Here is a 24,620-nt window from a genome sequence, read left to right as displayed (position 1 = left end):
TTGACACAGACGCATAGGGCGGTCATGTCCCGTGCGTAGACATCTTCAGCCGACGCACAGTCACAAGTTGACGATTTTGTCATTTATGATTTCTGTGCGAAGAAAGACATGATAGTCAAAGCCATACCTGAGACCCATTGCGAGTCCGTCCCGAGAAAGGCCGATCCGATGCTTCGTTGCCGTCCCGTTTTCACATTCCTTCTGATCGCTGCGCTCGGAGCGGGAATTTCCCCCGCTTTGGCGCAAAGCCGTTTTGACACGCTGCTCGAAAAATTCGGCAAGTCGAACGGCGAGGAGGGTATCTACAGCTCCAATGGCCGGATCGAGGCGCAGAGTGTCGATGTGGCGACGAAATACGCGGGCCGCATCGACAGCGTGACGGCGGAAGAGGGCGATCTTCTGGCCGCGGGCGATGTGATCGCGCAAATGGGCACGGCGGACGCCACGGCGCAGTTGAACGCGGCGAAAGCGGCAGTGTTGCGTGCCAAGGCCGGACTGACCGTGGCGCAGGCCACGCTGATGCAGGCCGAAAGCGCACTTTCCGTGGCGCAGACAACCTATGATCGCGTCGTGAAGCTACACGACAGCGGCACCACGGCGCAAAGTACGCTCGACGATGCGACCAATGCGCTCAACAGCGCCAAGGCGACGGTCGAGATGGCCAAGGCCCAGATCGAGGACGCCAAGGCTTCGATTGCCGCCGCTGAGGCCGATCAGGAGCAGGTGCAGCTTGCGCTCGACGATCTGACCATCAAGGCGCCGCTCCGGGGGCGGGTGCTCTATCGCCTGCATGAGCCGGGCGAGGTGATCGATGCGGGCTATCCGGTCGTCACCATGCTCGATCTGAGCAATGTCTATATGAACATTTATCTGCCCGCGACGGTGATCGGCACGCTGGCGGTGGGCGATGAAGCCCGTCTCATCCTCGATCCGATTTCCGACTATGTGGTGCCCGCGACGATTACTTTCATCTCGCCGCAATCGCAATTCACGCCGAAGAATGTCGAAACGCAGGAGCAGCGTGAGGAGCTTGTGTTCCGGGTCAAGCTTTCGGTGCCGCGCGCGCTTTTGGCGAAATATGAAAACCTGATCAAAAGCGGGGTGCGGGGCATCGGTTTCGTGCGTAGCCGCCCCGATGTGGGCTGGCCGGAGCATCTGACCGTCAACGTGCCGGAGTAACGCGCGATGGAACATGTGGCACGTCTCAACGCCGTGTCGCATCGTTACAAGGCGGTCTCTGCGCTCGACGATGTGACGCTCGACATCCCCGCCGGGAAGGTGGTTGGCCTGATCGGGCCGGATGGGGTCGGCAAATCCACGCTTCTGGGGCTGATCGCCGGGGTGCGCAAGGCGCAGAGGGGAGAGATCACCGTCCTCGATCGGGATATGCGCGACGCCCGTGCCCGCAGCGCTCTGGGCGCACGGATCGCCTATATGCCACAAGGGCTGGGGCGAAACCTTTATCCGACGCTGAGCGTGCGTGAGAACCTCGACTTCTTCGGACGTTTGTTCGGTCAGAAACATGCAGAGCGGCGCGAGCGCATCGCCATGCTGACCGAGGCCACCGGGCTTGCGCCGTTTCTCGACCGCCCGGCGGGCAAATTGTCGGGCGGGATGAAGCAGAAGCTCGGGCTCTGCGCGGCGCTGATCCACGATCCGGATCTTTTGATCCTTGATGAGCCGACGACCGGGGTGGACCCGCTGTCGCGGCGGCAGTTCTGGGAGTTGATCGACCGCATCCGGGCCAAGCTCACCGGCATGAGCGTGCTGGTCGCCACCGCCTATATGGAAGAGGCGGAACGATTCGAATGGCTGGCCGCGATGAACGACGGCAAGGTGATTGCCACCGGGACGCCAGAGGAAATCCGGGCACAGGCGGGCAAGGCGACGCTTGAGGACGCCTTCATCGAGATGCTGCCGAAAGAAGAGGGTGAGGAGGTCGGAGTGACCCTGCGCCCCCGGCCCGCAAAAGACGGCGCGGTGCCCGCAATCGAGGCCTTCGATCTGGTCAAGCGTTTCGGCGATTTCACCGCCGTCGATCACGTCAGTTTCACCATCCCCGAGGGCGAGATTTTCGGATTTCTCGGCTCCAACGGCTGCGGCAAATCGACGACGATGAAGATGCTCACAGGGTTGTTGCAGCCAACAGAAGGGCGGTCGAAACTTTTTGGCGAGGAGCTTGAAAACGGCGACATGGCTGCACGCCAGAACATCGGTTACATGTCGCAGGCCTTTTCGCTCTATGCCGAGCTCACCGTGCGGCAGAACCTTGATCTGCATGCGAAACTCTACCACATCCCGCCCGAACGCCGGGTGGCACGGGTACGTGAGGTCTTGGACGAATTCGAACTGACCGAGGTGGCTGGGAGTATGCCCGACGGATTGCCCCTTGGGATTCGGCAGCGCTTGCAGTTGGCGGTCGCGATCATCCACGAGCCGCGCATTCTCATTCTCGACGAGCCGACCTCTGGCGTGGACCCGCTGGCGCGCGATGCGTTCTGGCGCAAGCTGATTTCTCTGTCGCGCGACAAGGGGGTGACGATTTTCATCTCCACCCATTTCATGAACGAGGCGGAGCGCTGCGACCGGATTTCGCTCATGCATGCGGGGCGTGTTCTCGATGTCGGCACGCCGCAGGAATTGACCGAGCGACGCGGTGCAGCGACCCTTGAGGAGGCTTTCATTGCCGCTCTTGAGGGCGAGGCGCAGACCGAAGACGCCCCCTCCGGGGAGGCGGATCTGACAGCGGATGTCACAGTCGAAGCTCCGAACGCGCTACATCGGGCCGCCAGTCGGCTCTGGGCCTATACCTCGCGGGAGACGCTGGAACTGATGCGCGATCCGATCCGTATGTTCTTTGCTCTGGCCGGTCCGATCATCCTGTTGATCACCATGGGGTTCGGCATTTCCTTTGACGTGGACAAGCTGAGCTTTGCGGTCAACGACATGGATCACACGCCGGAAAGTCGGCGGTTGATCGAGGCGTTTTCCGCCATTCCGCAATTCGACCAACAGGAGGATTACAGCTCGCTCGACGCGCTGGACCGGCGGATGGAGCGGGGGGATATGACGCTGGCGATGGAAATCCCCGACGGGTTTGGCAAGGCGCTGCATCAGGGCCAGACGGCGCCGGAAATCTCGCTCTGGATCGACGGGTCGATGCCGTTCCGCGGCGAAACCGCCGAGGGCTATGCGCTTGGGCTGCTGACGCAATTCGCCTCCGATCTCGCCACCGAAACGGGCACGGACAGCTCCGACAGTCTCTCGATCTCGACCCGCTATCTTTACAATCAGGCGTTCAAAAGCGCGCATGCCATGGTGCCCTCGATGCTCATGCTGATCCTGATGCTGATCCCCGCGATCATGTCGGCGATCTCGGTCGTGCGCGAAAAGGAAACCGGCACAATCGCCAATTTCCGTGCGACGCCGGTGCGCAAGGTCGAATTCCTCGTCGGCAAGCAAATCCCCTATATTGTCATTGCCTGGTTCAATTTCTGGGTGTTGGCGGGACTGGGCCTGTGGATTTTCGGTGTGCCTTTGTATGGCAGCCTGCCGGTGCTTGGTCTTGCCGCGCTGTTCTATGTCATCGCGACTTCTGGGTTTGGCCAGTTGATGTCGAGCTTCACCCGTACGCAGGTCTCGGCGGTCTTTGCCACGGCGGTGCTGTCGATCATCCCGACGGTGAACTTCTCCGGCCTGATCACGCCTGTCTCCACGCTTGCGCCGATGGGACGCATGCTCGGCCTGTCCTTCCCCGGGGCGTGGTTTCAGCCGATTTCCATCGGTACGTTTCTCAAGGGGTTCGGGTTTGGCGATGTGGCATTCAATATTCTCGTGATTGCCGGATTCTGCCTGATCTACCTGACCCTTGCCGTGCTTGCCCTGCGCAAGCAGGAGGCGTGACATGTTGAAAAGCCTCTCAAATGTCCTCCGCCTCACGGTCAAGGAACTGCGTGCGATCCGTGGCGACCTGGTGATGGTCGCGCTGATCCTCTATGTGTTCAGTGCCGCCGTCTGGCTCGTGTCCGATGCAGGCTCGACCGAGGTCAAGGATCTCTCGGTCGCTGTCGTGGACGAGGATCACAGCCCGCTGTCGGCGCGGATCATCGACGAAATCCGCGCGCCGCTGTTCGAAGCCCCCGTGCTTCTGAGCCCGGCGGAAGCCGCGGAGGCGCAGACCGATGGCGACTATGTGCTGGTCGTCTCCCTGCCGCCCAATCTCGAACGCGATCTGCGGCGGGGCGACGAGGCCGAGATCCAGATTCTCGCCGATGCCACGGCGGTCGCCTTTGCCGGCAATGGCTCGTCCTTCATGACGCAGCTTCTGGCGGAAACCGTGTCGGATTATCTCTCTCCCGGGGTGGAGAGCGACGATCTGGTGACTGTGGTGTTCCGCAGCCGGTTCAATCCCAACATGACGACGCGGTGGTTCACCTCCGTGATGCAGTTGATGAACAACGTCACCATGCTGATGCTGATCCTGTCGGGAGCCTCTCTCATTCGCGAGCGCGAACGCGGCACGATCGAGCATGTTCTGGTGATGCCGGTGCGCCCGCATGAGATCGTGTTGTCGAAGATTTTCGCCACCGGTGGCGTGATCCTGTTGGCCTCTGTGCTCAGCCTCGTGGTCGTTGTGCAGGGTGCCATGGGCGTGCCGATTGCGGGCTCCCTGACGCTTTATGTGGCGGGGGCGGCGATCTATGTGGTTTCGGTCGCTTCGGTCGGGCTGATGCTGGCGAGTTTCACCCATAACATGGGGCAGTTCGGGCTTTTGACCATTCCGGTCATCGTTATCATGATCCTGCTCTCCGGCGGCATCACGCCCCTCGAATCCATGCCCGACTGGCTCCAGATCGTCATGCGCACGATCAGCCCGGCGACGCATTTCGTCTCCTTCGCGCAATCCGTGCTCTATCGTGGTGCGGGGCTCGATTTGGTCATCGGCCAACTCGCTGCCATGGTCGCTATGTCGATGATCGCACTGACTTTGGTGCTTGCGCGGTTCCGCAAGATCCTGAGCTGAGACCTCTGTCGCCGGGACGCGGTGAATCTCGGATCTGAGTCCCTAAATCCGCCCCCGTCACTCGTCGCAGACCTCTCAGCGGGACACTGGGGCATAAAACAGGGGCATTTTCCGGCGGGGTTGGTCCGTCGGGTCTTGTTTCATTGATTTAGAGGAAATGGCTGGGGTGGTAGGATTCGAACCTACGGTGCGCGGTACCAAAAACCGGTGCCTTACCACTTGGCTACACCCCAACGTGGGGGGCTAATTAGTCCGTCCCCGCGTCGGGCGCAACCCCTTTTTCGGCAAATTCTTGTCATCTGGAGAAAGATTTTTCCGTGATCTCCATCCGGCTGCGTTTTGTAGGAGAGGCGCCCCGGACACGGGGCCGCGGTGTCTCGGAGAGATGGCTTTGTTTCGTGTCGGGTGCGGTTCAGTTGCCGAAATCGGTCAGCGTCACCACACCGTCGCGATTGCGATCCATGCGGGCGAACCACTGGTCGCCATTGCCGACGAATTCCGCGCGTGTGACCACACCGTCACGGTTCAGATCGTTGGCCTTGCGCGTCATGGAAGACTGCACCGCGTCGATGCCCTCGGCAAAGGCGCGTGGTCCGCGGGGACCCTGACCCTGACCCTGGCCTTGTCCCTGACGGCTCTGACCTTGGCCGGGGCCCATGGTGGTGCCATATTCTTCGAGATGCCTTTCTCGATCCATCGCGCGGGTTTCGTCGAAGGTGGCATACTCCGCGTCGTCGAGTTTGCCGTCCTCGTCTTCGTCGAACATGTAGAACAGATCGCCGCGCCGTTCGCGCACTTCGGCGAGCGTCACCTGCCCATCTTCGTCCAAGTCCCAGTTCGTCATGAATTCTCCCCCGATGCCCTGCGCCTGAGCGGCGAAGGGCAGAGCGGCCATCAGACCGAGAGAACGTGCAAAACGTTTCATCGTCAGATCCTTTCAAGTTCCGCGTGTCGATACTGGTTCATACGCAAACGGTGCGACATTCTGTCTGAACAGAATGTCGCACCCTCTTGAACTCTGGAAAGGGAACGGATCAGGCAGAAACCTGTTCGCGCAACACCGCGGCGGTCAGCGAGGCCATCAGGTAGATGCCCGAGAACACCAGAAGCGCCAGAAGCGTGTTTTCGAATTTGCGCGGGTAGGTCGGTTCATCCGGCGCCACGGGACGCGAGGACATGGACAGATAGCGCACCTGGCGGTTGGCTTCTATGCGGGAGGCTTCGAGCGCCTGAATAGCCTGCGCAACCATGGCCTGACGGGTGGCAAGGTCCACCTCGGCCATGCGCTGCTCGGCAGAGATACGGGCCAGAGAACCGGCTCCGTTCGAGGCTTCGGTAAGCTGTCGGCGCAGGTCGGCGATGATGTCTTCAAGGCGGCGAATGTCGCCCTGTGTACCTTCGACGCGGGCCTGGTTCGGCAACGGGTTATCGAGCAATTGCTGGAGCGACAGGCGTTTTTGCTGCAACTGCGTGTCGAAGCCAGAGATCTGCGTCATGATCGCTGCGGTTTCCGCATCGGGTGAAATGATCCCGAGCTGTTCCTGCAAAAGAACGACCTTTTCCTGCGCGGCCTTCATCTTGGATTCGGCGTCGGCAAGGCTCTCACGCGCGCCCTTCATCTGGTCTTCGCGCAGACGTTGCGTCAGGTGGTCCACCTGTTCCTCGGCGTATTTCACCAGAAGATCGGAGAATTCCTGTGAGGTTTCCGGATCGGCAGCGACCACTTCCATGCGCAGAAGGCCCTCGGTCGGATCGTAACCGATGCTGACCCGGTCGAGATAGACCTTGTAGGCCGCTTCGTTCGACGGGTTTTCCGGCAGGCGCTGAATCGGGTCGATCGCCTGTGAGGAAAAATGCGCCTTGAACCCGGCATCGGCATCGAGCCGCAACATCGCGTCGCGCGAGGTCAGGTAATCCTGTACCGCAATGGAGTCCTGGGACGAGCCGAAAGACGTGCCTTTCAACATGCTGCTGAGCCCGCTGCCCGCGGCGGAGGCGGCTTCGGCCTGCTGGATGATGAAGGCCGATTTGGTCGCGTACATCGGGGTCGCGATCCGGTAGAAATAGAACCCCGCGAACAGTGTGGGGATGCCGACAAACACCAGAAGCCGCGCCACCAGAAGGAGCATCTTGCGTTGACGGCGTTTTGCGATGTCTTGCTGAATGCGAGAAATCTCGTCTTCGCGGTTCAACCGCTCAAGGATGTCCGAGGAGGGCAGTTTGGCGGTGCCATCTACCGTTTTCGGCAGTTTCGGACCGTCGGATGTGGTCAACGCCCGCGAGGCGTCCTTGTCCGTGGTCACCAGTTCGAGCATGGTGCCGCGCTGGAACGGGTCGATGCCCTGTTTGCGCAGCAGCCGCACCGCGTCGAAATCCGAGGTCGCGGCGATGCCGTGTTTCTGCGCCACACGGCGTGCCATGCGCAATTGCCGCCCGGTCAGGCCCTCGCGCCGGATGGTGTCGATCTCGGCGTCGATGGCGGTCTCGTCGGCAGGGGTCACCTCGCCCGTTGCACTGCCGGAATCATTGGCAGCATCGCCCAGAGAGCGGGCGATGCTGCCCTGTACGCGTTTGCGCGCGGTCGGGTTTGCCGGAATGCGGGTCACGCCCTTGTCCTCTGCCTTGTCCGCGGCGGCGGACCCGGGGAAGGGCATGTCGCCAAATCCGTCATCGTCAGCACCGTTGTCGAACAGCTTGTCCGCTTCGACGCGCAGATCGGCTTCGAGTGCCTCCTCGGGGGACAGCACCTCCGCATCGGGTTGCGGGATGGCCTCCTGAGTGGCACGGGGCGTCCGGCGCACGCGGAATTTCTGGGCTTTAACCTTGGTAGTCATACAGTGCCTTGGCCTCTTCCAGCGTGTCGAACATGTAGAGCCGACCGTTGCGCAGAACGGCGGCGGAGCGACAGAATTTTTCGAGTGTCGCAGCCTGGTGGGACACGACGACAATGGTGGTACGATCGAGACGCTCGCGCAGGATGCTCCCGGCCTTGCGATTGAAATTCACATCCGCGGTGGAGGGCATGCCCTCGTCGATCAGGTACATGTCGAAGTCGAGCGCCAGCAGCAGCGCGAAGGACAGGCGCGAGCGCATGCCCGAGGAAAAGGTCGAAACCGGCATGTCGAAATATTCGTCGAGCTCACAGAGCCAGCGACAGAAGGCTTCGACGTAATCGGGATCGAGATCGTAGATCTGGGCAATGAAGCGCACGTTCTCGCGCGCCGTATGTTTGCCGATCAGCCCCCCCATGAAACCCAGCGGAAAAGACACGCGGCAGCCCCGGCGGATTTCCCCCTCGTCGGGTTTCTCAAGCCCGGACATCATGTTGATGATGGTGGTCTTGCCAGTGCCGTTGGGGGCAAGAATGCCGAGCGAATTGCCAAGCTCGACTCGGAAAGACGCGCGATCAAGGATCACCTTGCGCTGTTTACCGGTCCAGAAGGACTTGCTGACATTGTCGAACTCGAGCATACGCCCCCGCCGTGTTACTGCCTCAACACATCCCTGTTTATACAGGCGGTCTTGTAGAGTGTTTTAAAAGGTCATTTCGGCCATATTATGTCGTCTTGTCCCGGCAAATCCATCTCTGATCGCGCAAATGTGGCAAGATTGAGGCCGAACTTCAGGATTTCGGCCTCAAGAGGGAAACAGTGCCGCAAGGGTGTGCGAGGGTCAGATGTATTGTTTCTTCACCTTGCACAGTTTCCCGACCACGATGGAGATGATCGCGGCGGCGAAGGAGAACAGCGCCCCCATCTTCGCGGCATCCTGCACTGGTGCGCCGTCGAGCAGCGTGTGGGCGTCGAAGGCGACCGAGGCGATGAACAGAGACACGGTGAACCCGATGGCGGCGACACAGCCGATCACCAGCAGGTCGATGGTGCGCATCCCTGCCGGAAGCCCGAGACGGAGCCCGTGCGCCGCGAGCGTTCCCATGATCATAATGCCCACCGGCTTGCCGATCAGCAGCCCGCCGAGCACCAGCCAGGTCGGCTCACCGATGGCGTTGAACTCGACGCCGGCGTTGAGCAGGCCGAAGAAGAACAGGATCACCTCGACCGGGGTTTTCAGTTTGTGTTCGATGTCGTTGAGCAGGTCGTGCAGATGCTGTTCGGCATCGGCGAAAATCCCGAAGGCGCGGTCGGCGTGGGGAATGGTCGGCACGATGGGCAGCAGACCCAGAGCCGGGTGAATGCCCGCGCGCATGAAGCCGTACCAGGAAATGCAACCCGCGATCAGATAGGGCCAGAAGCCGAGGTTTTTGCGCACCCAGGTCGAATTCGGGCGGATCTGATTGTGGCGGTCAAGGGCGCGCGGGAGCCAGTTGGCGACGAGGAACACAACGATGGCGACCGCCAGAGACAGCAGCAGCCATTCCACGGCCAGCTCACCCGTCGGATAGAAGATGGCGAGGATCACAAGCCCCGCGGCATCGTCGGCGATGGCCAGCAGAAGCAGGAACCGCACCGCCGGGTGACCGGCACCGAAGACCAGGCGCCCGACGAGATAGGAAAAGGCGATGTCCGTGGCGGTCGGAACCGCCCAGCCGTTTTTCACCGCATCGTATGTGTCGGAGCCGAACAACATCGCCAGCCCGAGATAGACCACGACCGGCCCGAGCATCCCGCCCGCCGTGGCGATCAGCGGCGTTGCGGCTTTCTTGCCGCGCAGCGAGCCGTTCTTGAGGATCACGGCTTCCCAGACCTCTTTCGCGGCGATGGCGAAGAAGAAGGCCATAAGTACGTCGTTGAACAGGTAGTGCAGGGTGAGAGTGCGGTGGATATGACCCGCCTCGTCCAGATGCGGGTGGCCGATGAAGAAGTTCTCGGCAAGCGGGTAATCGACGAGGGCATGGTAGGAGCTTGCATCCACATTCGCCCAGATCAGCGCCGTGATGGCCCCGAAGATCAAAAGCAGCGAATAGTTGGTGATGAAATTCCAGATTTTATACATGCCCGTGCCCTCCGGTCCCTTGCCCTGTTCGGATCGGGCATAGTGCAACTGCGGCAACAGGGCAAGCGCGCGCGGGGTTGTGGGATGGGCTCGCGGGGTGATTTCACGAAGGTTTGCTCAGAAAATCGACCAGAGAGTGCCGGCCAGAACCGCGCCCAAAAGGGCAAAGCCGATATAGGCGGCAAAAACGCGCGGTTTCACCAGTGCCCAGACCGCAACCGCCGCCGGGATGCAGGAAATTCCACCCGCAATCATGAAGGACATCGCCGCCCCCTCGGCCATGCCCTGAGAGATCAGGCCGGACATCAGCGGCACGGCCGCGAAACCGTTGAGATAGGCGGGGGCGCCGATCAGCGCGCCGATCAGGATCGGGCGCATGCCGTTGCCGCCCATCACGGAGGCGATCATGTCGGCGGGCAGGTAGGACAGCATCACGCTTTCGAGCGCATAGGCCACCAGCATCCATTTCCCGAGGAACATCAGGTTCTTGAGAAAACTCGATTTGAACGTGCCGATGCGGGCGTTGTCGCGCCAGAAAGCCCAAAGCGGCGCACCTCGAAGGGCGGCGGTGGCGCAGCAGGAGGGTTTGGTGAAAGCCTTGAGCGGGTCGGAGAACAGTGCCGTGCCGCCGAGGAGCTTGACGCCAAATCCGCCCAAAAAGCCGATGCCGACGGCCGCCACCGTTTTTGCCAGGGCGAAATCCATGCCCAGCTCGCCTGCTGTCACGAAGAACATGGCAGGGTCCATCAACGGTGAGGCGAGCCAGAAGGCCATGACCGCCGAGAGCGGTACGCCCACCGCCAGCGAGGCGGCGATGAAGGGGATGACCTGACAGGAGCAGAAGGGAGAGATGCCGCCAACGAGTGCCGCGACCACGATCATCTGCACCTCGCGGCCCTCGAAGGCCCGCGACAAGAGCGTCTCGGCCCCCGAGGCCTGCACATAGGCGGTCGCGAGGATGGCGAACAACAGGAAAGGTGCTGCCGCCCCGAGTGCAAGGGCTGTGAACCGCAGGGTCGGCCAGAGGTTCGTGGGGTCGAGGAGCGCAACGGCGAGCAGGACGAGCGCGATGAGCAAAAGCGCCTTGTCGGTTTTCTTCCAGAGCGAGGTCTGGCGGGGCGGGATTTGCGTCAGCTCAGTCATGATCCTCTCCTGTGCGATGATCGCTGTGGCAATGGCTGTCCGGGGCGCAGGCGTCGTCCGTGCAATCGGCGCAGCATTCGGACAGCAGGGCGGAGACCAGCGTATCCAGCTCGCGATAATTGGCGGCAATGCAGATCACCGACCGGCCGTGCTTTTCCTGCTTGGCAAGCTTCGTGGCGGCCAGTGTTTTCATGTGGTGGGTGAGCGTCGCGCCGGTGATGCCGGTGCGTGCGCCCAGCTCACCGATGGTCAGACCCTTCGGGCCCGCCCGCACCAGCGCGCGCAGCACCAGAAGTCGCTGTTCGGACCCGAGGGCGGCAAAGGTGCTGGCCGCCTCGGCCAGAGTGATGTCGTCGAAAGGAAGAAGGCTCATGCGGGGCTCCTGTGATTCATTTTTATATTTCTAAAAATATAGAAATGAGTCAAGTGGCCTTTTCCAATCTCGCGCGCTAGAAGCTTTCCATGAGCCTTGCCGATGACATTTCTGCCTGTCGCCTTTGTGCCGGGCAGTTCGCCGCGACCGCGACGCATCACGCACCGCGCCCGGTGGTGTGGTTCCGTCCTTCGGCCCGCATCCTGATTGCTGGCCAAGCCCCCGGCGCGCGGGTGCATGAGAGCGGGCGGCCCTTCACCGATCCCTCGGGCGACCGGCTTCGGATGTGGCTCGGGCTCGACGAGGCGGCATTCTATGACCGTGCGCGGATCGCCATCGTGCCGATGGGCTTCTGCTTTCCCGGCTATGACGCCAAGGGCGCGGACATCCCGCCGCCCGCGTTGTGTCGTGAGACATGGCATGACAAGGTGATGGCGGAGCTGGGCGATCTTGAGCTGATCCTGCCCGTCGGGCTGCATGCGATCCGCTATCACACCGGGCACAGGGGCAGTCTGACCGAGGCGGTGCAAGGCTGGCGTGCGCATGCGCCGCGTCTCTTTCCCTTGCCTCATCCGTCCTGGCGCAATACGGCTTGGCTTAAGAAAAATCCGTGGTTCGAAGCCGAGCTCCTGCCGGAGCTGCGTGCCCGGATCCGGGACTTGTTGTGAGAGAGACCATGACCGAACACACGCCAGATCAAACGCCTGTCGACCTCGCCCATGCCGCCATGCAGGCTGCACCGGATGACGACAACGCCCGTCTCAGGTTTTTCGAACGGGTGGCGGATGGCGAATGGTTCCTGTTGCTCGAAGAGGAACATGACGGCGAGGGGCCGATCTCGCCACGGGTGTTTCCCGTTGAAGAGAACAGCTTTGTCCTTGCCTTCGACCGCGAGCAGCGTCTTGCGGAATTCGCGGGCCATGCGCCCTATGCGGCGATGTCGGGGCGGGTTCTGGCGGAGATGCTGACCGGATCGGGTTATGGGCTTGGGCTGAATCTGTCTGTGGCGCCTTCCGAGATGCTCTTGCCGGGAGAGGCGGTCGACTGGCTGCATGCGACGCTGGGCAATGCCCCGGTTGAGACGCACGGCAAGGCCGAAGAGGTCTTCCCGCCCGCCGGTTTGCCGGAGCTTCTGATCACCGCGCTCGACGCCAAGCTTGCGATTGCGGGGGGCTTGGCGAAGCTCTGTTATCTGGCCGGGGTGAAATACGAAGACGGGGTGCGCTCGCATCTCCTTGCTTTCGTGGATCAAATTCCGGGAGCCGAGACGGCTCTGGCGCGTCTTGTGTCTGAAGCTTTGATCTTCTCCGGGATCGAGGCAGGGGCGCTCGATGTGGCGTTCTTCAAATCCTCCGATCCGGTCTGTGCGTCTCTGGCACGGTTCGGGTTGCGGTTTGATTTGCCGGAGCCGGAACCGTTCGAGACCAACGGCCCCTCCGCGCCGGGCATGGACCCGAATGCGCCGCCGATCCTGCGGTGAGCCTGAGTATTTTCACAGCCAAGGAAACGGGCGGGGCGTTCAGTAGCCTGCGTTCCGATCTACGAGGTGGAGGAAGGGTTCCCCTGCTTCGCCGCGCCGGATGTTCTCCGCGATGACCTCGGACGCGGTGGTGGGCCGGGTCTCAGCGGCGATATGGGGCGTGACCGTGACCTTGGGGTGGGACCAGTAGGGGTGATCCTCGGGCAGCGGTTCGGTGCGGAAAACGTCGAGGGTTGCATGGCCGATCTGGCCACTGTCGAGGGCGGCCAGAAGGGCGGTGTCGTCGATCAGAGTGCCGCGCCCCGGATTGACGATCATGGCACCTTTCGGGAGGCGATTCAGCGTGTCGGCATTCAGTATGCTTTGCGTCTGACTTGTGTCGGGCAACAAGAGCACGAGGATCTCGGCGGTCGAGAGGGCCTTTTGCAACCCATCCGAGCCGGAGAGGCAGGTGATGCCGGGCAGATCTTTCGGGCGACGCGACCAGCCGGTGACATCGAAACCGAGGCCCGAGAGTGCGTCGGCGCAGGTGCGGCCCAGCTCGCCCATGCCCAGAACGGTGATCTTGCGGTCGCGGGCCAAAGGCGGCGTGGTCTGGTCCCAGACGCCTTTCAGGCCGTGGATATGCCGGTCCATGCCCAGATGATGCCGCATCACATGGCCCACCACGTAATCGCGCATGCCGAGCGCGAGGCCTGCGTCCACCATGCGGCACAGGGGTTGGGTCAGGGTGGCGTTGGGCGCGATTTTCTCGACCCCGGCCCAGAGGCTCAACACGGCCTTGGTGTGGGTGAAGGGGGTGAAATCTCTGAGGGCCGCATTCGGGGCATAGACGATGTAATCGACCGTCTCGGGATCGGCTTCACGCGTCAGATGCGCGTCGAGGCCTGCGGCCTCGAACGCCTTGGGGAGCGCAACCGAATAGGCGGGCCAGAGCCGGTCCGGGGCGGAAAACAGGATGGTGAGGCTCATGGATCAGCGTTTCCCTCTGGGTCGGTGAATATGGGCGGATTGCACGATGCCGAACGCGGCGAGCAGCACGAGCATGGCCGAGCCCCCGTAGGACACCAGCGGCAGCGGCACGCCGACGACCGGCATCAGCCCCATGACCATCGACATGTTCACCGCGAAGAAGAAAAAGAACGTTGCCGCGATGCCGATGGTGACGAGGGCGCCGAAGCGGTCTTTGTTGTTCATCGCTGAGATCAGACAAAAGACGATGATCCCGGCGTAGAGCGCCAGAAGGGAGAAGCCGCCGATGAAGCCGAATTCTTCCGCCAGAGTGGTGAAGATGAAGTCGGTGTGTTTTTCCGGCAGAAAGTTGAGGCGCGATTGCGTGCCCTGCATGAAACCGCGCCCGGTCCAGCCGCCGGAGCCAAGCGCGATCTTCGCCTGGGTGATGTGATAGCCTGCGCCCAGAGGGTCGGTGGACGGGTCGAGGAAGGTGTCGATGCGGCGGAACTGGTAGTCTTTGAGAAGCTGCCAGGGCGTGCCGCGGGACATGAAGACGGCACTGATGAGGCCCGCGAAAATCGCGATCACGGCCCCGAAATACCACCAGCTCACGCCGGCTGCGAACATCACGATGGCCCCGCCTGCGAGCAACAGGATCGAGGTGCCGAGATCGGGTTGTTTCAGCACCAGAAACGTCGGCACGAGGATCAGGATGACGGGAATGGCGACCCAGAGCGGGCGGGAGACCTTGTCGATCGGCAACCAGTCGTAATAGGCCGCGAGCAGCATGACGAGAGAGATTTTCATCAGCTCGGAGGGCTGGAGCTTGATGACGCCAAGGTCGATCCAGCGCTGTGCCCCCATCCCGACATGGCCGAAAAACTCCACGAAAATCAACAGCATGAAGGAGACGATATAGGCCACGCCCGCAATATTGCGCCAGAACCAGATCGGCACCATGGCGATCATGAACATGGCGACCATGCCGAGGGCGAAGCGCTTCATCTGCGGTTCGGCCCAAGGCTGGAAGGAGCCCCCGGCGTTGGAATACAGCATCAGGAACCCGACAGAGGCGACGGCGGATAGCAGCAGCACCAGCGCCCAGTTGAGATAGAGCACCTTGGAGAGGCCGGTGGGGACGGTCTTGAGATTGCTTTCGAGATAGCTCACGTCCTCATCCTCATGCCTGACTTCTCTCGTCACGCTCCGCGTCATTGCCGATCAGCGGCAGGGTGCGGAAACGTTCGCGGATCGTGTTCTGTTGCGCCGAAGGGTAATCCGACAGCGGCGGTACGGCACCGTGGAGCGAGAACAGCATGATGTCACGGGCAATGGGGGCGGCGACGGAGGAGCCACCGCCGCCATGTTCGACCACGACGGACACCGCATAGCGCGGCTTGTCATAGGGGGCGAAGGCGACGAACAGCGCATGGTCGCGCTGTTCCCAGGGCACTTCCTTGTTGTCGACCACGGTGGAGCGGACCTGTGAGGTGCCGGTCTTGCCCGCCATGCGCAGGCTTTCATTGGCGATGCGGGAGGCGAAGGCGGTGCCGCGGTTGGAGTTCAGCACCTCATACATGCCCTGACGCACCGCGCGCAGCATGTTCTCGTTGATCTCCAGAGGCCCGCCGCCCAACACCGGCTGTTCGACGCCGTCGATGGATTTCACGATGCGGGGGACGATCTCCCGATTGGTGGCGAGGCGTGCGGTCATCACCGCGAGCTGCAAGGGCGTCGTCAGGACGAAACCCTGCCCGATGGAGGCGTTGAGACTGTCGCCTACGACCCATTCGGCGCCGCGTTTGGCGAGTTTCCATTGCTTGTCCGGCATCAGCCCGGAATTGATCCCCGAAAGCGGCAGGTCGTATTCCTGCCCGAGGCCGAGTTTGCGGCCCATTTCGGCGATCTTGTCGATGCCGGTGCGTTGGGCCATTTCGTAATAATAGACGTCGCAGGAATGGCGCAGGGAACCTACGAGGTTCAGGTTGCCATGGCCTGAGCGTTTCCAGCAGTGGAACCGCCGCCCGCCGACCTCGACATAGCCGGGGCAGCGTACGGTTTCCTCGGGCGACACCGCGCCGCTGTCGAGGGCGGCGAGCGCGGTCACCATTTTGAAGGTGGAGCCGGGCGGATAGGAGCCCTGCACCGATTTGGCGGGCAGGGGCCGGTGGTCGTTTTCCAGAAGCGCCTTGTAATCGGCCGATGAAATGCCGCGGACGAAAAGGTTCGGATCATAGGCCGGGGTGGAGGCGGCGGCGATCACATCACCGGTCTCCACGTCGATCACCACGGCGGCGGCACTTTCGCCGCCGAGGCGCGCGTGGATGAAATTCTGCACCTTGTGATCGACGGTGAGCTGGATGTTGTTGCCGGGCTGGCCTTCCTGACGGTCGAGTTCGCGGATGATCCGGCCATAGGCGTTTTGCTCGACGCGCCGCAGGCCCGCCTTGCCTTTGAGCTCGTCTTCGAGTTTCGCCTCGACGCCGAATTTCCCGAGCTGGAATTTCGGGATTTTGTAGAGCGGATCGACGGTTTCCATTTTGGAAATGTCATAGCTCGACACGGGGCCGACATAGCCCACGAGATGCGCGAAATCTTCGTGCAGCGGGTAATAGCGCGACAGTCCCACCTCCGGCGTTACGCCCGGAAGGGCCGGACCATTGGCGGAGACCAGCGAGAAATCCTGCCAGCTCAGACGGTCGGCGATGATCACGGGCGCGGAGGGGCCGGCGTCCTTGAGTTCCTTGCGCACGCGGGCCTGATCCTCTGCGGTGATACCGATCAGCTCTTCGAGCTTTATCAAAACCGAGTCGAGTTCGGCGGAGTCCTCTTTGCGGATCACCACGCGGAAGGTCTGTTCGTTCTCGGCCAGAAGCGTGCCGTTGCGGTCGTAGATCAGGCCGCGGGCAGGGGCGAGGAGGAAGTCGCGGATGCGGTTCTCCTCGGCGAGAAGACGGAATTCGTCGGCCTGTTCGACCTGCATGTAGCGCATGCGCAGGCCGAGAATGCCCATGAAGGCCAGTTGCGAGCCGCCGAGGAACAAGGCGCGGCGGCTGATCTTGCGGGTGGAGGCGGCGGTTTCCGTGGGCGTCCGTCTCATCGCACATACCTCATTTCATCCGCTTCGGAGGGGCTGATCTTCGTCACGCCGAGCAGGAATTGCGAGACCAGAACCACCAAAGGATAACTCAGAAGGGTCGAAAGCTGACCCATGAGGGCAAGGCCCAGAGAGGTCTGGTCGACCATGAAGATGGCGAGGACGAGACGGTTCAAAACCGCCATGGCCAGCATCACGCCAGCCACCATCATCCATTCGACGGCAAAGGGCATGTCGCGGGAGGTGACTTCGCGACGGCGCAGGAATTCGAGGCCCAGAACGGCGAGCAGGGTCCAGAGCCCCGGCGGGCGCAGAAAGATGAAATCGGCCATCAGCATGACGGGGGCGAAGAGGAAGACCGGCACGTAATCCGGGCGGCGCAGCACCCAGGCGAAGGCCACAGACAGGATCAGGTCCGGCCCGGGCCAATGCCCCGCGCCGACCTCGATCGGCAAAAGGTAGAAGAACGCGGCGGTGAAGGCGACGAGCAGGTAACCCGCGCGAAACGACAGGGTGCGGACGGTGCGCGGATCAACCATCGCCAGCCTCCGCACCTGTTTCGAGCGCCGGGGCCTCTGCCTCCGGGGTGCCGTCGGGCAGGATCAGGGAACCGGGGTCGGTGATCCGTTCGCTTTCGTGGGTGCGCAGGACGCGCAGGTAGTCGAGCCGCTCGTAATCGGCGGCAAGCACGACGCGCAACCGGCGGTCCGGGCCTTTTGCGACCTGACCGATCAGGATGCCCGGCGGGAACACCCCGCCATCGCCTGAGGAAATCACCCGGTCGCCGGGGCGTATCAGTTCCGGCGTTTCGATGAAATCGAGCGAAGGCCGGATCGAGTTGTCTCCCGACAGGATCGCGCGCTGGCCGGAGGGCTGGATCGTCACGGGAAGGCGCGAGTTGCTGTCGGTCAGGAGAATCACCCGCGCGGTGTTCTGGCCGACGCCGGAGATACGCCCGACGAGACCGATGCCGTCCATCGTGGCCCAGCCATCGACGATGCCGTCGCGGGCCCCGACGTTCAAAAGCACGGACTGGCGGAAGGGCGAGCCGCTGTCGGCCATGACGACGCCGGTCACATAGGTGTAGCGCGGGTCGAGGCGGACGTTGTTGAGATCAAGGAGCTTGGCATTTTTTTGTTCGAGCTGAAGCGCTGCTTCTTTCCAGGCCTGCATCTGCCGCAACTCGTTGCGCAGCTCCTGGTTCTGTTCGTAAAGCCGCTGATAGCTTTGGAAGTTTTCGAGCATGCCAATGGTTTTCGTGACCGGCACAAGCGCCCATTCCATCGAGGGGACGAATTTGTCCACGAGCCCGGCGCGCAGCCGTTCGACCCTCGGGCTGTCGATCCGCCAGAGGATGAAGAGGCCGATGAGACACAGCAACAGTATCCCGATCAGCAAACGCCGGATCGGGCGGACATACTCATCCGCTGTGCCCTTATCTCTGGCCAAGATGTCCTCTCAGGCAACCAAACCACGCCGCGTGTGGCGCAGTCTCTCAGGTGTCGTAATCAATAACGTGCCGGAGTTGCTTTTCATATTCCAGCGCCTTGCCGGTGCCCAAAGCCACACAATTGAGTGACTCGTCGGCGACCGAGATCGCAAGGCCCGTTTGTTCGCGGAGCGCCAGATCCAACTCGCCCAGAAGCGCACCGCCGCCGGTGAGCATGACGCCACGGTCGACGATGTCGGCGGCGAGATCGGGCGGCGTGGTTTCCAGCGCCTGCATCACCGCTTCGCAGATTTGCTGCACGGGTTCGGCCAGCGCTTCGGCGACCTGCGCCTGATTGATCTCGATCTCTTTCGGTACGCCGTTCAACAGATCGCGGCCACGGATCGTCAACACGGCGCCGCGCCCGTCGTCGGGCATGCGGGCGGTGCCGATGGTGGTCTTGATCCGTTCGGCGGTGCCTTCGCCGATCAGCAGGTTCTGCTGACGGCGCAGGTAGGAAATGATCGCCTCGTCCATGCGGTCGCCACCGACGCGCACGGAACGCGCGTAAACGATGTCACCCAGCGAGAGAACAGCGACCTCGGTGGTGCCGCCGCCGATGTCCACGACCATGTTGCCGGTCGGGTCGGTGATCGGCATGCCCGCGCCGATGGCCGCCGCGATGGGCTCGGCGATCAGACCGGCCTTGCGAGCGCCTGCGGAGAGCACGGATTGACGGATGGCGCGTTTTTCGACGGGGGTCGCACCCTGGGGCACACAGACGATGATTTTCGGTTTCGAAAAGGTCGTGCGTTTGTGCACTTTGCGGATGAAGTGCTTGATCATCTCTTCGGCGGTGTCGAAGTCGGCGATCACGCCTTCGCGCATCGGGCGGATGGCCTCGATCGAGCCGGGGGTCTTGCCGAGCATGTGCTTGGCGTCTTCGCCGACGGCGAGCACCTGTTTGCGCCCGTCCTTGACGTGATAGGCGACCACGGAGGGTTCGTTGAGGATGATCCCCTTGCCCTTGACATAGACCAGCGTGTTCGCCGTGCCCAAGTCGATTGCCATGTCCGAAGAAAAAAGTCCGGTCAGTCCCGCCATATTGTCCCAAAGCCCCGTCGTGCGCGCAAAAGGGGAGAATCCCCCCGTATCGGCAGACTTATAGGGGGCGCGAGGGCTATGGGAAAGGGGCCGTGCAAGGGCGAAATGGCAAAGACCCGCTCACAAACGGGTGTTGCGTAGCAAAAAGGCGCCCCAAGGGAGCGCCTTTTCGGGTTTGGAAGCTGCGATCAGACGGCGTCGGTGTATTTCACCGTCTTGACGTCCGAATCCGGGGCCGATTTTTCGCGGCGCACCAAGAGGCGGTTCATCGCGTTCACATAGGCCTTGGCGGAGGCGACGACGGTATCGGTGTCGGAGCTTTGGCCGGTGACGATCTTGCCGTCCTCTTCGAGACGGACGGAGACGGTGGCCTGCGCGTCGGTGCCTTCGGTCACGGCGTGGACCTGATAGAGTTGCAGGCGGGCGGTCGTCGGGAAGATCGACTTGATCGCCTTGAAGGTCGCATCGACCGGCCCGTCGCCCTGACAGGTGACCTGTTTGTCGACGCCGTCGACTTCAAGGGTCAGATCGGCGGATTGCGGCGCTTCGGTGCCGCAGATCACGCGCAGGAACTTGACCTTGATGCGCTCGTTCTGATCGGCGGCCCCGGCGTCGCGCAAGAGCGCGATCAGGTCGTCGTCGAACACTTCCTTCTTGCGGTCGGCGAGGTCTTTGAAGCGGACGAAGACATCCTTGAGCTGGTTGTCGGCCATGGGGTAGCCCATGTCCTCGAGCTTGGCGCGCAGGGCCGCGCGACCGGAGTGTTTGCCCAGGGGCAGGGAGGTGCCCGCCAGGCCCACGTCCTGCGGGCGCATGATCTCGAAGGTTTCCTTGTTCTTCAGCATGCCGTCCTGGTGGATGCCGGATTCATGCGCGAAGGCGTTCTTGCCGACGATGGCCTTGTTGAACTGCACCGGGAAGCCGGAGACCTGCGAGACGCGACGGGAAATGCCCATGATCTTGGTGGTGTCGATGCCGGTGTCATAGGGCATGACGTCGTGACGGACCTTGAGCGCCATGACGACCTCTTCGAGCGCGGTGTTGCCCGCACGCTCGCCCAGACCGTTGATCGTGCATTCGATCTGACGCGCACCCGCTTCGACGGCGGCCAGCGCGTTGGCGGTCGCCATGCCGAGATCGTTGTGACAGTGGGTCGCGAAGATCACCTCGTCGGCCCCCGGCACGCGTTCCAGGAGCATGCGGATGATGTCGGCGGACTCGCGCGGGATGGTGTAACCGACGGTGTCGGGGATGTTGATCGTGGTGGCACCGGCCTTGATCGCGATCTCGACCACGCGGCAGAGGTAATCGTGTTCGGTGCGGATCGCATCCATCGGCGACCATTGCACGTTGTCGGTCAGGTTGCGGGCGTGCGATACGGTTTCGTGGATCTGGTCGGCCATGGCGTCCATCGACAGTGCGGTGATGTCGCGGTGCAACGGCGAGGTGCCGATGAAGGTGTGGATGCGCGGTTGGGCCGCGTGTTTCACGGCCTCCCAGCAGCGATCGATGTCCTTGAAATTGGCGCGCGCCAGACCGCAGATGACGGAGTTTTTCGAGGCTTTCGCGATGTCGGAGACGGCTTCGAAATCGCCTTCGGAGGCAATCGGGAACCCGGCCTCGATGATGTCGACGCCCATCTCGTCGAGCATGGCGGCGATCTCGAGTTTCTCGTTATGGCTCATGGTGGCGCCGGGGCTCTGTTCGCCGTCGCGCAAAGTCGTGTCGAAAATCAGGACGCGGTCCTGTTTGGAAGTCGTGGTCATTTTGAAATCTCTCTTGTTGTTCTTAGCTTTCGGGCTGTGCTGTCTCGGCGCATGCGGTCACCTCTGAGCCTCGCGCCGAAGGCACGCTCAGAGGCAGCTAAGAAGAAGAAGGCCATGACGCAGCGCTGCGCAGGGGCGCAGGGCTTGGGAAGGAGTATGAGCCATCGTCGTCATGGGGCTGGAATATACCCTGTGGGGGCCGGTTGAAAACCCCTTATTTCCATTCTGTGCAACTGCGTCATGCTGCCGCCTTGTAAAACCCTCTTGCAATCCCATTCGGAAAATTGAATACGAATGTATGCCGACTCGATCTGGGGTAAAATCAAGCCGGTTCGCAAAAAACTGTGCTATGAGTTTTGCACATCGCTCCGTCGGGGATGCTGACCCGGTAAGACGGAGGCATCAAGGAAGGGATACGACTATGGCGCATATCGTTGTGCTCGGCGCTGGCCTTGGCGGGACCATTCAGGCCTATGAGCTGAAAGAAACCGTGGGCAAGGATGACAAGATCACGGTCATTTCCAACAAGAGTTATTTCCAGTTCACCCCCTCGAACCCGTGGGCAGGCGTCAACTGGCGCACGAAAGACGAGCTGACCATCGAGCTCGAACCGGTGATGAAGCGTCGGGGGATCGACTTTATCTGTGACGGTGCCGTGGCGCTCGATCCGAAGGAAAACAAGATCACGCTCGCTTCGGGTCGCGAGGTCACCTACGACTATCTGGTGCTGGCGACCGGTCCGGAACTGGCCTTCGACGAGATCGAGGGGTTCGGTCCCGAAGGTTACACCCATTCTGTCTGTTCCATCGAGCACGCCTCCGAGTCGGGGGCGATGTGGGACGATTTCTGTGCCAATCCCGGTCCCATCGTCGTGGGTGCCGTGCAGGGCGCGTCCTGTTTCGGTCCGGCCTATGAATATGCCATGACCATGGACACCGACCTGCGCCGCCGCAAAATCCGCGACAAGGTGCCGATGACCTTTGTGACGCCGGAACCCTATATCGGCCATCTGGGCCTTGGCGGGGTGGGCGACACCAAGGGGATGCTCGAATCCTACATGCGGGATCGGTCGATCCGCTGGATCACCAACGCCAAGACCAACAAGTTCGAAGACGGCAAGATTTTCGTCACCGAGCATGACCAGTATGGCAACCCGGTGAAAGAGCACGAACTGCCCTTCTCCTATTCCATGCTGCTCCCGGCCTTTCGCGGCATTCCGGCGCTGATGGGCGTTGAGGGCCTCGTGAACCCGCGCGGCTTTGTCATCGTCGATGAATTCCAGCGCAACCCGACCTATCCGAATATCTTCGGCATCGGCGTCTGCATCGCCATCGCGCCGACGGAGCCGACCGTGATCCCGACCGGCGTGCCGAAAACCGGGTTCATGATCGAATCGATGGTCACTGCGACGGCGCATAACATTCCGCTGATCATGAAGGGCGAAGAGCCGAAGAACCTCGCCTCCTGGAACGCGCTCTGTCTGGCCGACTTCGGTGACGGAGGGGCCGCCTTCCTCGCCATGCCGCAAAACCCGCCGCGTAACGTCAACTGGGCGGGTCACGGCAAATGGGTGCACTGGGCGAAACTCGGCTTCGAGTGGTACTTCATGCGCAAGGTGAAACGCGGCGTGTCCGAACCGTTCTACGAAAAAATGATCATGAAGATCATGAAGGTCAACAAGCTGAAACCCTGATCCATCCGCACATGGATCGGCCCCTCCCGACATATGGCCTCGAGGTCCGGCGTCGGGAGGGTTTTGGACAAGAAAAAGGCGGCCGGGATGGGCCGCCTTTTTCTGTTCTTTCGTGGTGCGGGGTTATTCCGAGGGGGCGGGGGGCTCTTCCGTCGGGGTGTCCGCCGGGGTGGCATCCTCGGAGACCAGCGCGCCGTCGACCCAGTCGCCGGAGACCACGCGGCCGTCCTTGTAGGTGATCGTGCCGCGACCGTTGGCTTTGCCCGCGACGAACAGGCCTTCGTAGCTGTCGCCATTGGCGTAGACCGCCTTGCCGCGGCCTTGGATTTCGCCGTCCTGCCATTCGCCGGTGTAGGTGAAGCCCGTGGCCATGACGATGGTGCCGATGCCCTGACGTTTGCCCGCGACGTAATCGCCCTCATAGACCGTGCCGTCGGGATAGCTGCCCTTGCCCTTGCCTTGACGCTGGCCCTCGACCCAGTCGCCCTCGTAGACGAAGCCATCGGCATAGGTCATTTTGCCGAAGCCGTGGTTTTGTGCGTTCTTGAAGCCGCCTTCATAGGACAGCCCGCCGGCATAGTGCACGACGCCTTCGCCTTCGGGCACGCCATAGAGCCAGTCGCCCTCATAGGTGGCACCGTTGGGATAGGTGATCTTGCCCTTGCCATGGGACAGGTCGTCCTTGAACTGGCCGACATAGACCGAGCCGTCGGGATAGGTGACCTGACCCTCGCCCTCGATCCGGCCGTTGACCCATTGCCCGGTGTAGAGATAACCGTCCGCACCGGTGAAGGTGCCTTGCCCGTGGCGTTTGTCGTCGTCGAAGGTGCCCTCGAAGACGTCGCCATTGGCATAAGTCACCTTGCCTTGGCCCTGACGTTTCCCGGCCACCAGCTCGCCTTCGTAGACATCGCCGTTGGGTTGGGTGATCTTGCCTGTGCCGTTGCACTGGTTGTCGACCCAGTTGCAATCGAGCACCATGCCCTCGTCGGTGGTCAGGATGCCTTGCCCGTGGCGCATGTCGCGGGCCATTTCGCCGTCGTAACTCGCGCCTTCGGGATAGGTGATCTTGCCCTTGCCTTCCTTGACGCCATTGACCCAGGAGCCCTCATAGACATAGCCCGTCGGGCTTTCCATCCGGCCTTGGCCATGGTGCTTGGCGGCGAGAAACCCGCCTTCGTATTTTACGCCATTGGCATAGACCGCCACACCGGAGCCGGTGGCCTCGCCCGCGACCCAGTCGCCCTCATAGGTGCCGCCATCGGCATAGGTGATTTTGCCGAACCCGTCGGGTTTGCCCTTGGTGAAAGCGCCCTCATAGACCGAGCCGTCGGTAAACCGCGCGATGCCCTGGCCCTTGATTTCGCCCATGACCCATTCGCCGGTATATTCGAACCCGTTCGGCAGCCGGTAGGTGCCGACCCCGTCCTGCAACCCGTCCTTGAAGGTGCCTTCGTAAATGCCGCCTTCCTCGAACTGGTGGGTTTCTACCGCTCGGTCGTCCTGCGCCAGAAGCGGTGTTGCGATCAGGGGCGAAAGCCCGATCAGGGTCGCCGCGGCAAGCGTGATGCGCATCCGTGTCACTTTAGTCTGTCCCATCCCAGA

The 24,620-nt window shown here is 62.0% G+C and carries 20 protein-coding genes and 1 tRNA gene; 6 read left to right on the top strand and 15 right to left on the bottom strand.

The annotated features are described in order from the left end of the window. The first annotated feature begins 168 nt into the window (after positions 1-168). Genes V1471_RS12010 through V1471_RS12000 form a run of 3 tightly spaced genes read left to right on the top strand, consistent with a single transcriptional unit; the run spans position 169 to position 5,023 of the window. Positions 169-1,179, top strand: coding sequence for an HlyD family secretion protein (locus V1471_RS12010; RefSeq protein ID WP_434289035.1), 1,011 nt, complete (start codon positions 169-171; stop codon positions 1,177-1,179). A gap of 6 nt (positions 1,180-1,185) precedes the next feature. Beyond that, positions 1,186-3,903, top strand: a complete 2,718-nt coding sequence (gene rbbA / locus V1471_RS12005; protein ID WP_434289033.1) for a ribosome-associated ATPase/putative transporter RbbA — start codon at positions 1,186-1,188, stop codon at positions 3,901-3,903. Position 3,904: 1 nt separating this feature from the next. Further along, positions 3,905-5,023, top strand: a complete 1,119-nt coding sequence (locus tag V1471_RS12000; RefSeq protein ID WP_434289031.1) for an ABC transporter permease — start codon at positions 3,905-3,907, stop codon at positions 5,021-5,023. A gap of 158 nt (positions 5,024-5,181) precedes the next feature. Here the strand turns inward: V1471_RS12000 and V1471_RS11995 are convergent. From V1471_RS11995 to V1471_RS11965, 7 genes are all read right to left on the bottom strand, one after another. Continuing rightward, positions 5,182-5,256: transfer RNA gene (locus V1471_RS11995), tRNA-Gln, on the bottom strand. 179 nt (positions 5,257-5,435) lie between these two features. Then, positions 5,436-5,948 carry an EF-hand domain-containing protein gene (locus tag V1471_RS11990; RefSeq protein WP_434289030.1) on the bottom strand — a complete coding sequence of 171 codons (513 nt, stop codon included), beginning with the start codon at positions 5,946-5,948 and terminating at the stop codon, positions 5,436-5,438. A gap of 109 nt (positions 5,949-6,057) precedes the next feature. Beyond that, positions 6,058-7,857, bottom strand: coding sequence for a capsule biosynthesis protein (locus V1471_RS11985; RefSeq protein ID WP_434289028.1), 1,800 nt, complete (start codon positions 7,855-7,857; stop codon positions 6,058-6,060). Next, on the bottom strand, positions 7,841-8,494 hold the full coding sequence (locus V1471_RS11980) for an ABC transporter ATP-binding protein (protein ID WP_434289026.1): 654 nt from the start codon (positions 8,492-8,494) through the stop codon (positions 7,841-7,843). The genes V1471_RS11985 and V1471_RS11980 overlap by 17 nt, the downstream gene beginning before the upstream one ends. A gap of 201 nt (positions 8,495-8,695) precedes the next feature. Then, the gene (locus tag V1471_RS11975; RefSeq protein WP_434289025.1) at positions 8,696-9,976 is read right to left on the bottom strand and encodes a Na+/H+ antiporter NhaA; all 1,281 of its coding nucleotides are present in this window, start codon (positions 9,974-9,976) and stop codon (positions 8,696-8,698) included. 117 nt (positions 9,977-10,093) lie between these two features. Next, positions 10,094-11,119, bottom strand: a complete 1,026-nt coding sequence (locus tag V1471_RS11970) for a permease (protein WP_434289024.1) — start codon at positions 11,117-11,119, stop codon at positions 10,094-10,096. Next, positions 11,112-11,492 carry an ArsR/SmtB family transcription factor gene (locus V1471_RS11965; RefSeq protein WP_434289023.1) on the bottom strand — a complete coding sequence of 127 codons (381 nt, stop codon included), beginning with the start codon at positions 11,490-11,492 and terminating at the stop codon, positions 11,112-11,114. The genes V1471_RS11970 and V1471_RS11965 overlap by 8 nt, the downstream gene beginning before the upstream one ends. A gap of 89 nt (positions 11,493-11,581) precedes the next feature. Here V1471_RS11965 and V1471_RS11960 point away from each other — a divergent pair, with 89 nt between their 5' ends. Both V1471_RS11960 and V1471_RS11955 read left to right on the top strand, forming a co-directional pair. Then, the gene (locus V1471_RS11960; RefSeq protein ID WP_434289022.1) at positions 11,582-12,160 is read left to right on the top strand and encodes a uracil-DNA glycosylase family protein; all 579 of its coding nucleotides are present in this window, start codon (positions 11,582-11,584) and stop codon (positions 12,158-12,160) included. Between the two features lie 8 nt (positions 12,161-12,168). Next, complete coding sequence (locus tag V1471_RS11955; protein WP_066701831.1) at positions 12,169-12,972, top strand: SseB family protein; 804 nt, start codon at positions 12,169-12,171, stop codon at positions 12,970-12,972. A 39-nt stretch (positions 12,973-13,011) separates the two neighbouring features. Here V1471_RS11955 and V1471_RS11950 read toward each other — a convergent pair whose 3' ends face one another. The 7 genes from V1471_RS11950 to V1471_RS11920 form a co-directional block, all read right to left on the bottom strand. Beyond that, positions 13,012-13,944, bottom strand: coding sequence for a 2-hydroxyacid dehydrogenase (locus V1471_RS11950; protein WP_434289020.1), 933 nt, complete (start codon positions 13,942-13,944; stop codon positions 13,012-13,014). A gap of 3 nt (positions 13,945-13,947) precedes the next feature. Next, positions 13,948-15,096, bottom strand: coding sequence for a rod shape-determining protein RodA (rodA, locus tag V1471_RS11945; RefSeq protein ID WP_434289018.1), 1,149 nt, complete (start codon positions 15,094-15,096; stop codon positions 13,948-13,950). 10 nt (positions 15,097-15,106) lie between these two features. Beyond that, a complete protein-coding gene (mrdA, locus tag V1471_RS11940) occupies positions 15,107-17,026 on the bottom strand; it encodes a penicillin-binding protein 2 (RefSeq protein WP_434289016.1) in 1,920 nt (639 codons plus the stop codon). Next, the gene (locus tag V1471_RS11935; protein ID WP_434289015.1) at positions 17,023-17,562 is read right to left on the bottom strand and encodes a rod shape-determining protein MreD; all 540 of its coding nucleotides are present in this window, start codon (positions 17,560-17,562) and stop codon (positions 17,023-17,025) included. The genes mrdA and V1471_RS11935 overlap by 4 nt, the downstream gene beginning before the upstream one ends. After that, positions 17,555-18,472: a rod shape-determining protein MreC gene (mreC, locus tag V1471_RS11930; RefSeq protein ID WP_434289013.1), complete on the bottom strand. Its 918-nt coding sequence runs from the start codon at positions 18,470-18,472 to the stop codon at positions 17,555-17,557. The genes V1471_RS11935 and mreC overlap by 8 nt, the downstream gene beginning before the upstream one ends. Before the next feature lie 46 nt (positions 18,473-18,518). Beyond that, positions 18,519-19,556: a rod shape-determining protein gene (locus V1471_RS11925; RefSeq protein ID WP_066701815.1), complete on the bottom strand. Its 1,038-nt coding sequence runs from the start codon at positions 19,554-19,556 to the stop codon at positions 18,519-18,521. 188 nt (positions 19,557-19,744) lie between these two features. Then, positions 19,745-21,322, bottom strand: a complete 1,578-nt coding sequence (locus V1471_RS11920; protein WP_434289011.1) for a 2-isopropylmalate synthase — start codon at positions 21,320-21,322, stop codon at positions 19,745-19,747. Between the two features lie 421 nt (positions 21,323-21,743). On the opposite strand from V1471_RS11920, the gene V1471_RS11915 reads away from it, so the two are divergent. Further along, positions 21,744-23,015, top strand: a complete 1,272-nt coding sequence (locus V1471_RS11915; protein ID WP_434289009.1) for an NAD(P)/FAD-dependent oxidoreductase — start codon at positions 21,744-21,746, stop codon at positions 23,013-23,015. 123 nt (positions 23,016-23,138) lie between these two features. Here the strand turns inward: V1471_RS11915 and V1471_RS11910 are convergent, their stop codons facing one another. Then, positions 23,139-24,614, bottom strand: a complete 1,476-nt coding sequence (locus tag V1471_RS11910; RefSeq protein ID WP_434289007.1) for an MORN repeat-containing protein — start codon at positions 24,612-24,614, stop codon at positions 23,139-23,141. Positions 24,615-24,620 lie beyond the last annotated feature (6 nt).

Source organism: Celeribacter sp. SCSIO 80788 (genome assembly GCF_051054295.1).
GTDB lineage: Bacteria > Pseudomonadota > Alphaproteobacteria > Rhodobacterales > Rhodobacteraceae > Celeribacter.
The sequence above is the reverse complement of the archived record's forward strand: the minus strand, read 5'-3'. Positions and strand labels throughout refer to the sequence as shown.

What these genes read in the sequence shown, in the direction of transcription:
- V1471_RS12000 (WP_434289031.1), top strand. Translation starts at nt 3,905, where the DNA reads ATGTTGAAAAGCCTCTCAAATGTCCTCCGCCTCACGGTCAAGGAACTG.
- V1471_RS11925 (WP_066701815.1), bottom strand. Translation starts at nt 19,556, where the DNA reads ATGGCGGGACTGACCGGACTTTTTTCTTCGGACATGGCAATCGACTTG.
- V1471_RS11975 (WP_434289025.1), bottom strand. Translation starts at nt 9,976, where the DNA reads ATGTATAAAATCTGGAATTTCATCACCAACTATTCGCTGCTTTTGATC.
- V1471_RS11915 (WP_434289009.1), top strand. Translation starts at nt 21,744, where the DNA reads ATGGCGCATATCGTTGTGCTCGGCGCTGGCCTTGGCGGGACCATTCAG.
- V1471_RS11955 (WP_066701831.1), top strand. Translation starts at nt 12,169, where the DNA reads ATGACCGAACACACGCCAGATCAAACGCCTGTCGACCTCGCCCATGCC.
- V1471_RS11965 (WP_434289023.1), bottom strand. Translation starts at nt 11,492, where the DNA reads ATGAGCCTTCTTCCTTTCGACGACATCACTCTGGCCGAGGCGGCCAGC.
- V1471_RS11935 (WP_434289015.1), bottom strand. Translation starts at nt 17,562, where the DNA reads ATGGTTGATCCGCGCACCGTCCGCACCCTGTCGTTTCGCGCGGGTTAC.
- V1471_RS11990 (WP_434289030.1), bottom strand. Translation starts at nt 5,948, where the DNA reads ATGAAACGTTTTGCACGTTCTCTCGGTCTGATGGCCGCTCTGCCCTTC.
- V1471_RS11980 (WP_434289026.1), bottom strand. Translation starts at nt 8,494, where the DNA reads ATGCTCGAGTTCGACAATGTCAGCAAGTCCTTCTGGACCGGTAAACAG.
- V1471_RS11920 (WP_434289011.1), bottom strand. Translation starts at nt 21,322, where the DNA reads ATGACCACGACTTCCAAACAGGACCGCGTCCTGATTTTCGACACGACT.
- V1471_RS11985 (WP_434289028.1), bottom strand. Translation starts at nt 7,857, where the DNA reads ATGACTACCAAGGTTAAAGCCCAGAAATTCCGCGTGCGCCGGACGCCC.
- rbbA (WP_434289033.1), top strand. Translation starts at nt 1,186, where the DNA reads ATGGAACATGTGGCACGTCTCAACGCCGTGTCGCATCGTTACAAGGCG.
- V1471_RS11950 (WP_434289020.1), bottom strand. Translation starts at nt 13,944, where the DNA reads ATGAGCCTCACCATCCTGTTTTCCGCCCCGGACCGGCTCTGGCCCGCC.
- V1471_RS11970 (WP_434289024.1), bottom strand. Translation starts at nt 11,119, where the DNA reads ATGACTGAGCTGACGCAAATCCCGCCCCGCCAGACCTCGCTCTGGAAG.
- V1471_RS11960 (WP_434289022.1), top strand. Translation starts at nt 11,582, where the DNA reads ATGAGCCTTGCCGATGACATTTCTGCCTGTCGCCTTTGTGCCGGGCAG.
- mrdA (WP_434289016.1), bottom strand. Translation starts at nt 17,026, where the DNA reads ATGAGACGGACGCCCACGGAAACCGCCGCCTCCACCCGCAAGATCAGC.
- V1471_RS11910 (WP_434289007.1), bottom strand. Translation starts at nt 24,614, where the DNA reads ATGGGACAGACTAAAGTGACACGGATGCGCATCACGCTTGCCGCGGCG.
- V1471_RS12010 (WP_434289035.1), top strand. Translation starts at nt 169, where the DNA reads ATGCTTCGTTGCCGTCCCGTTTTCACATTCCTTCTGATCGCTGCGCTC.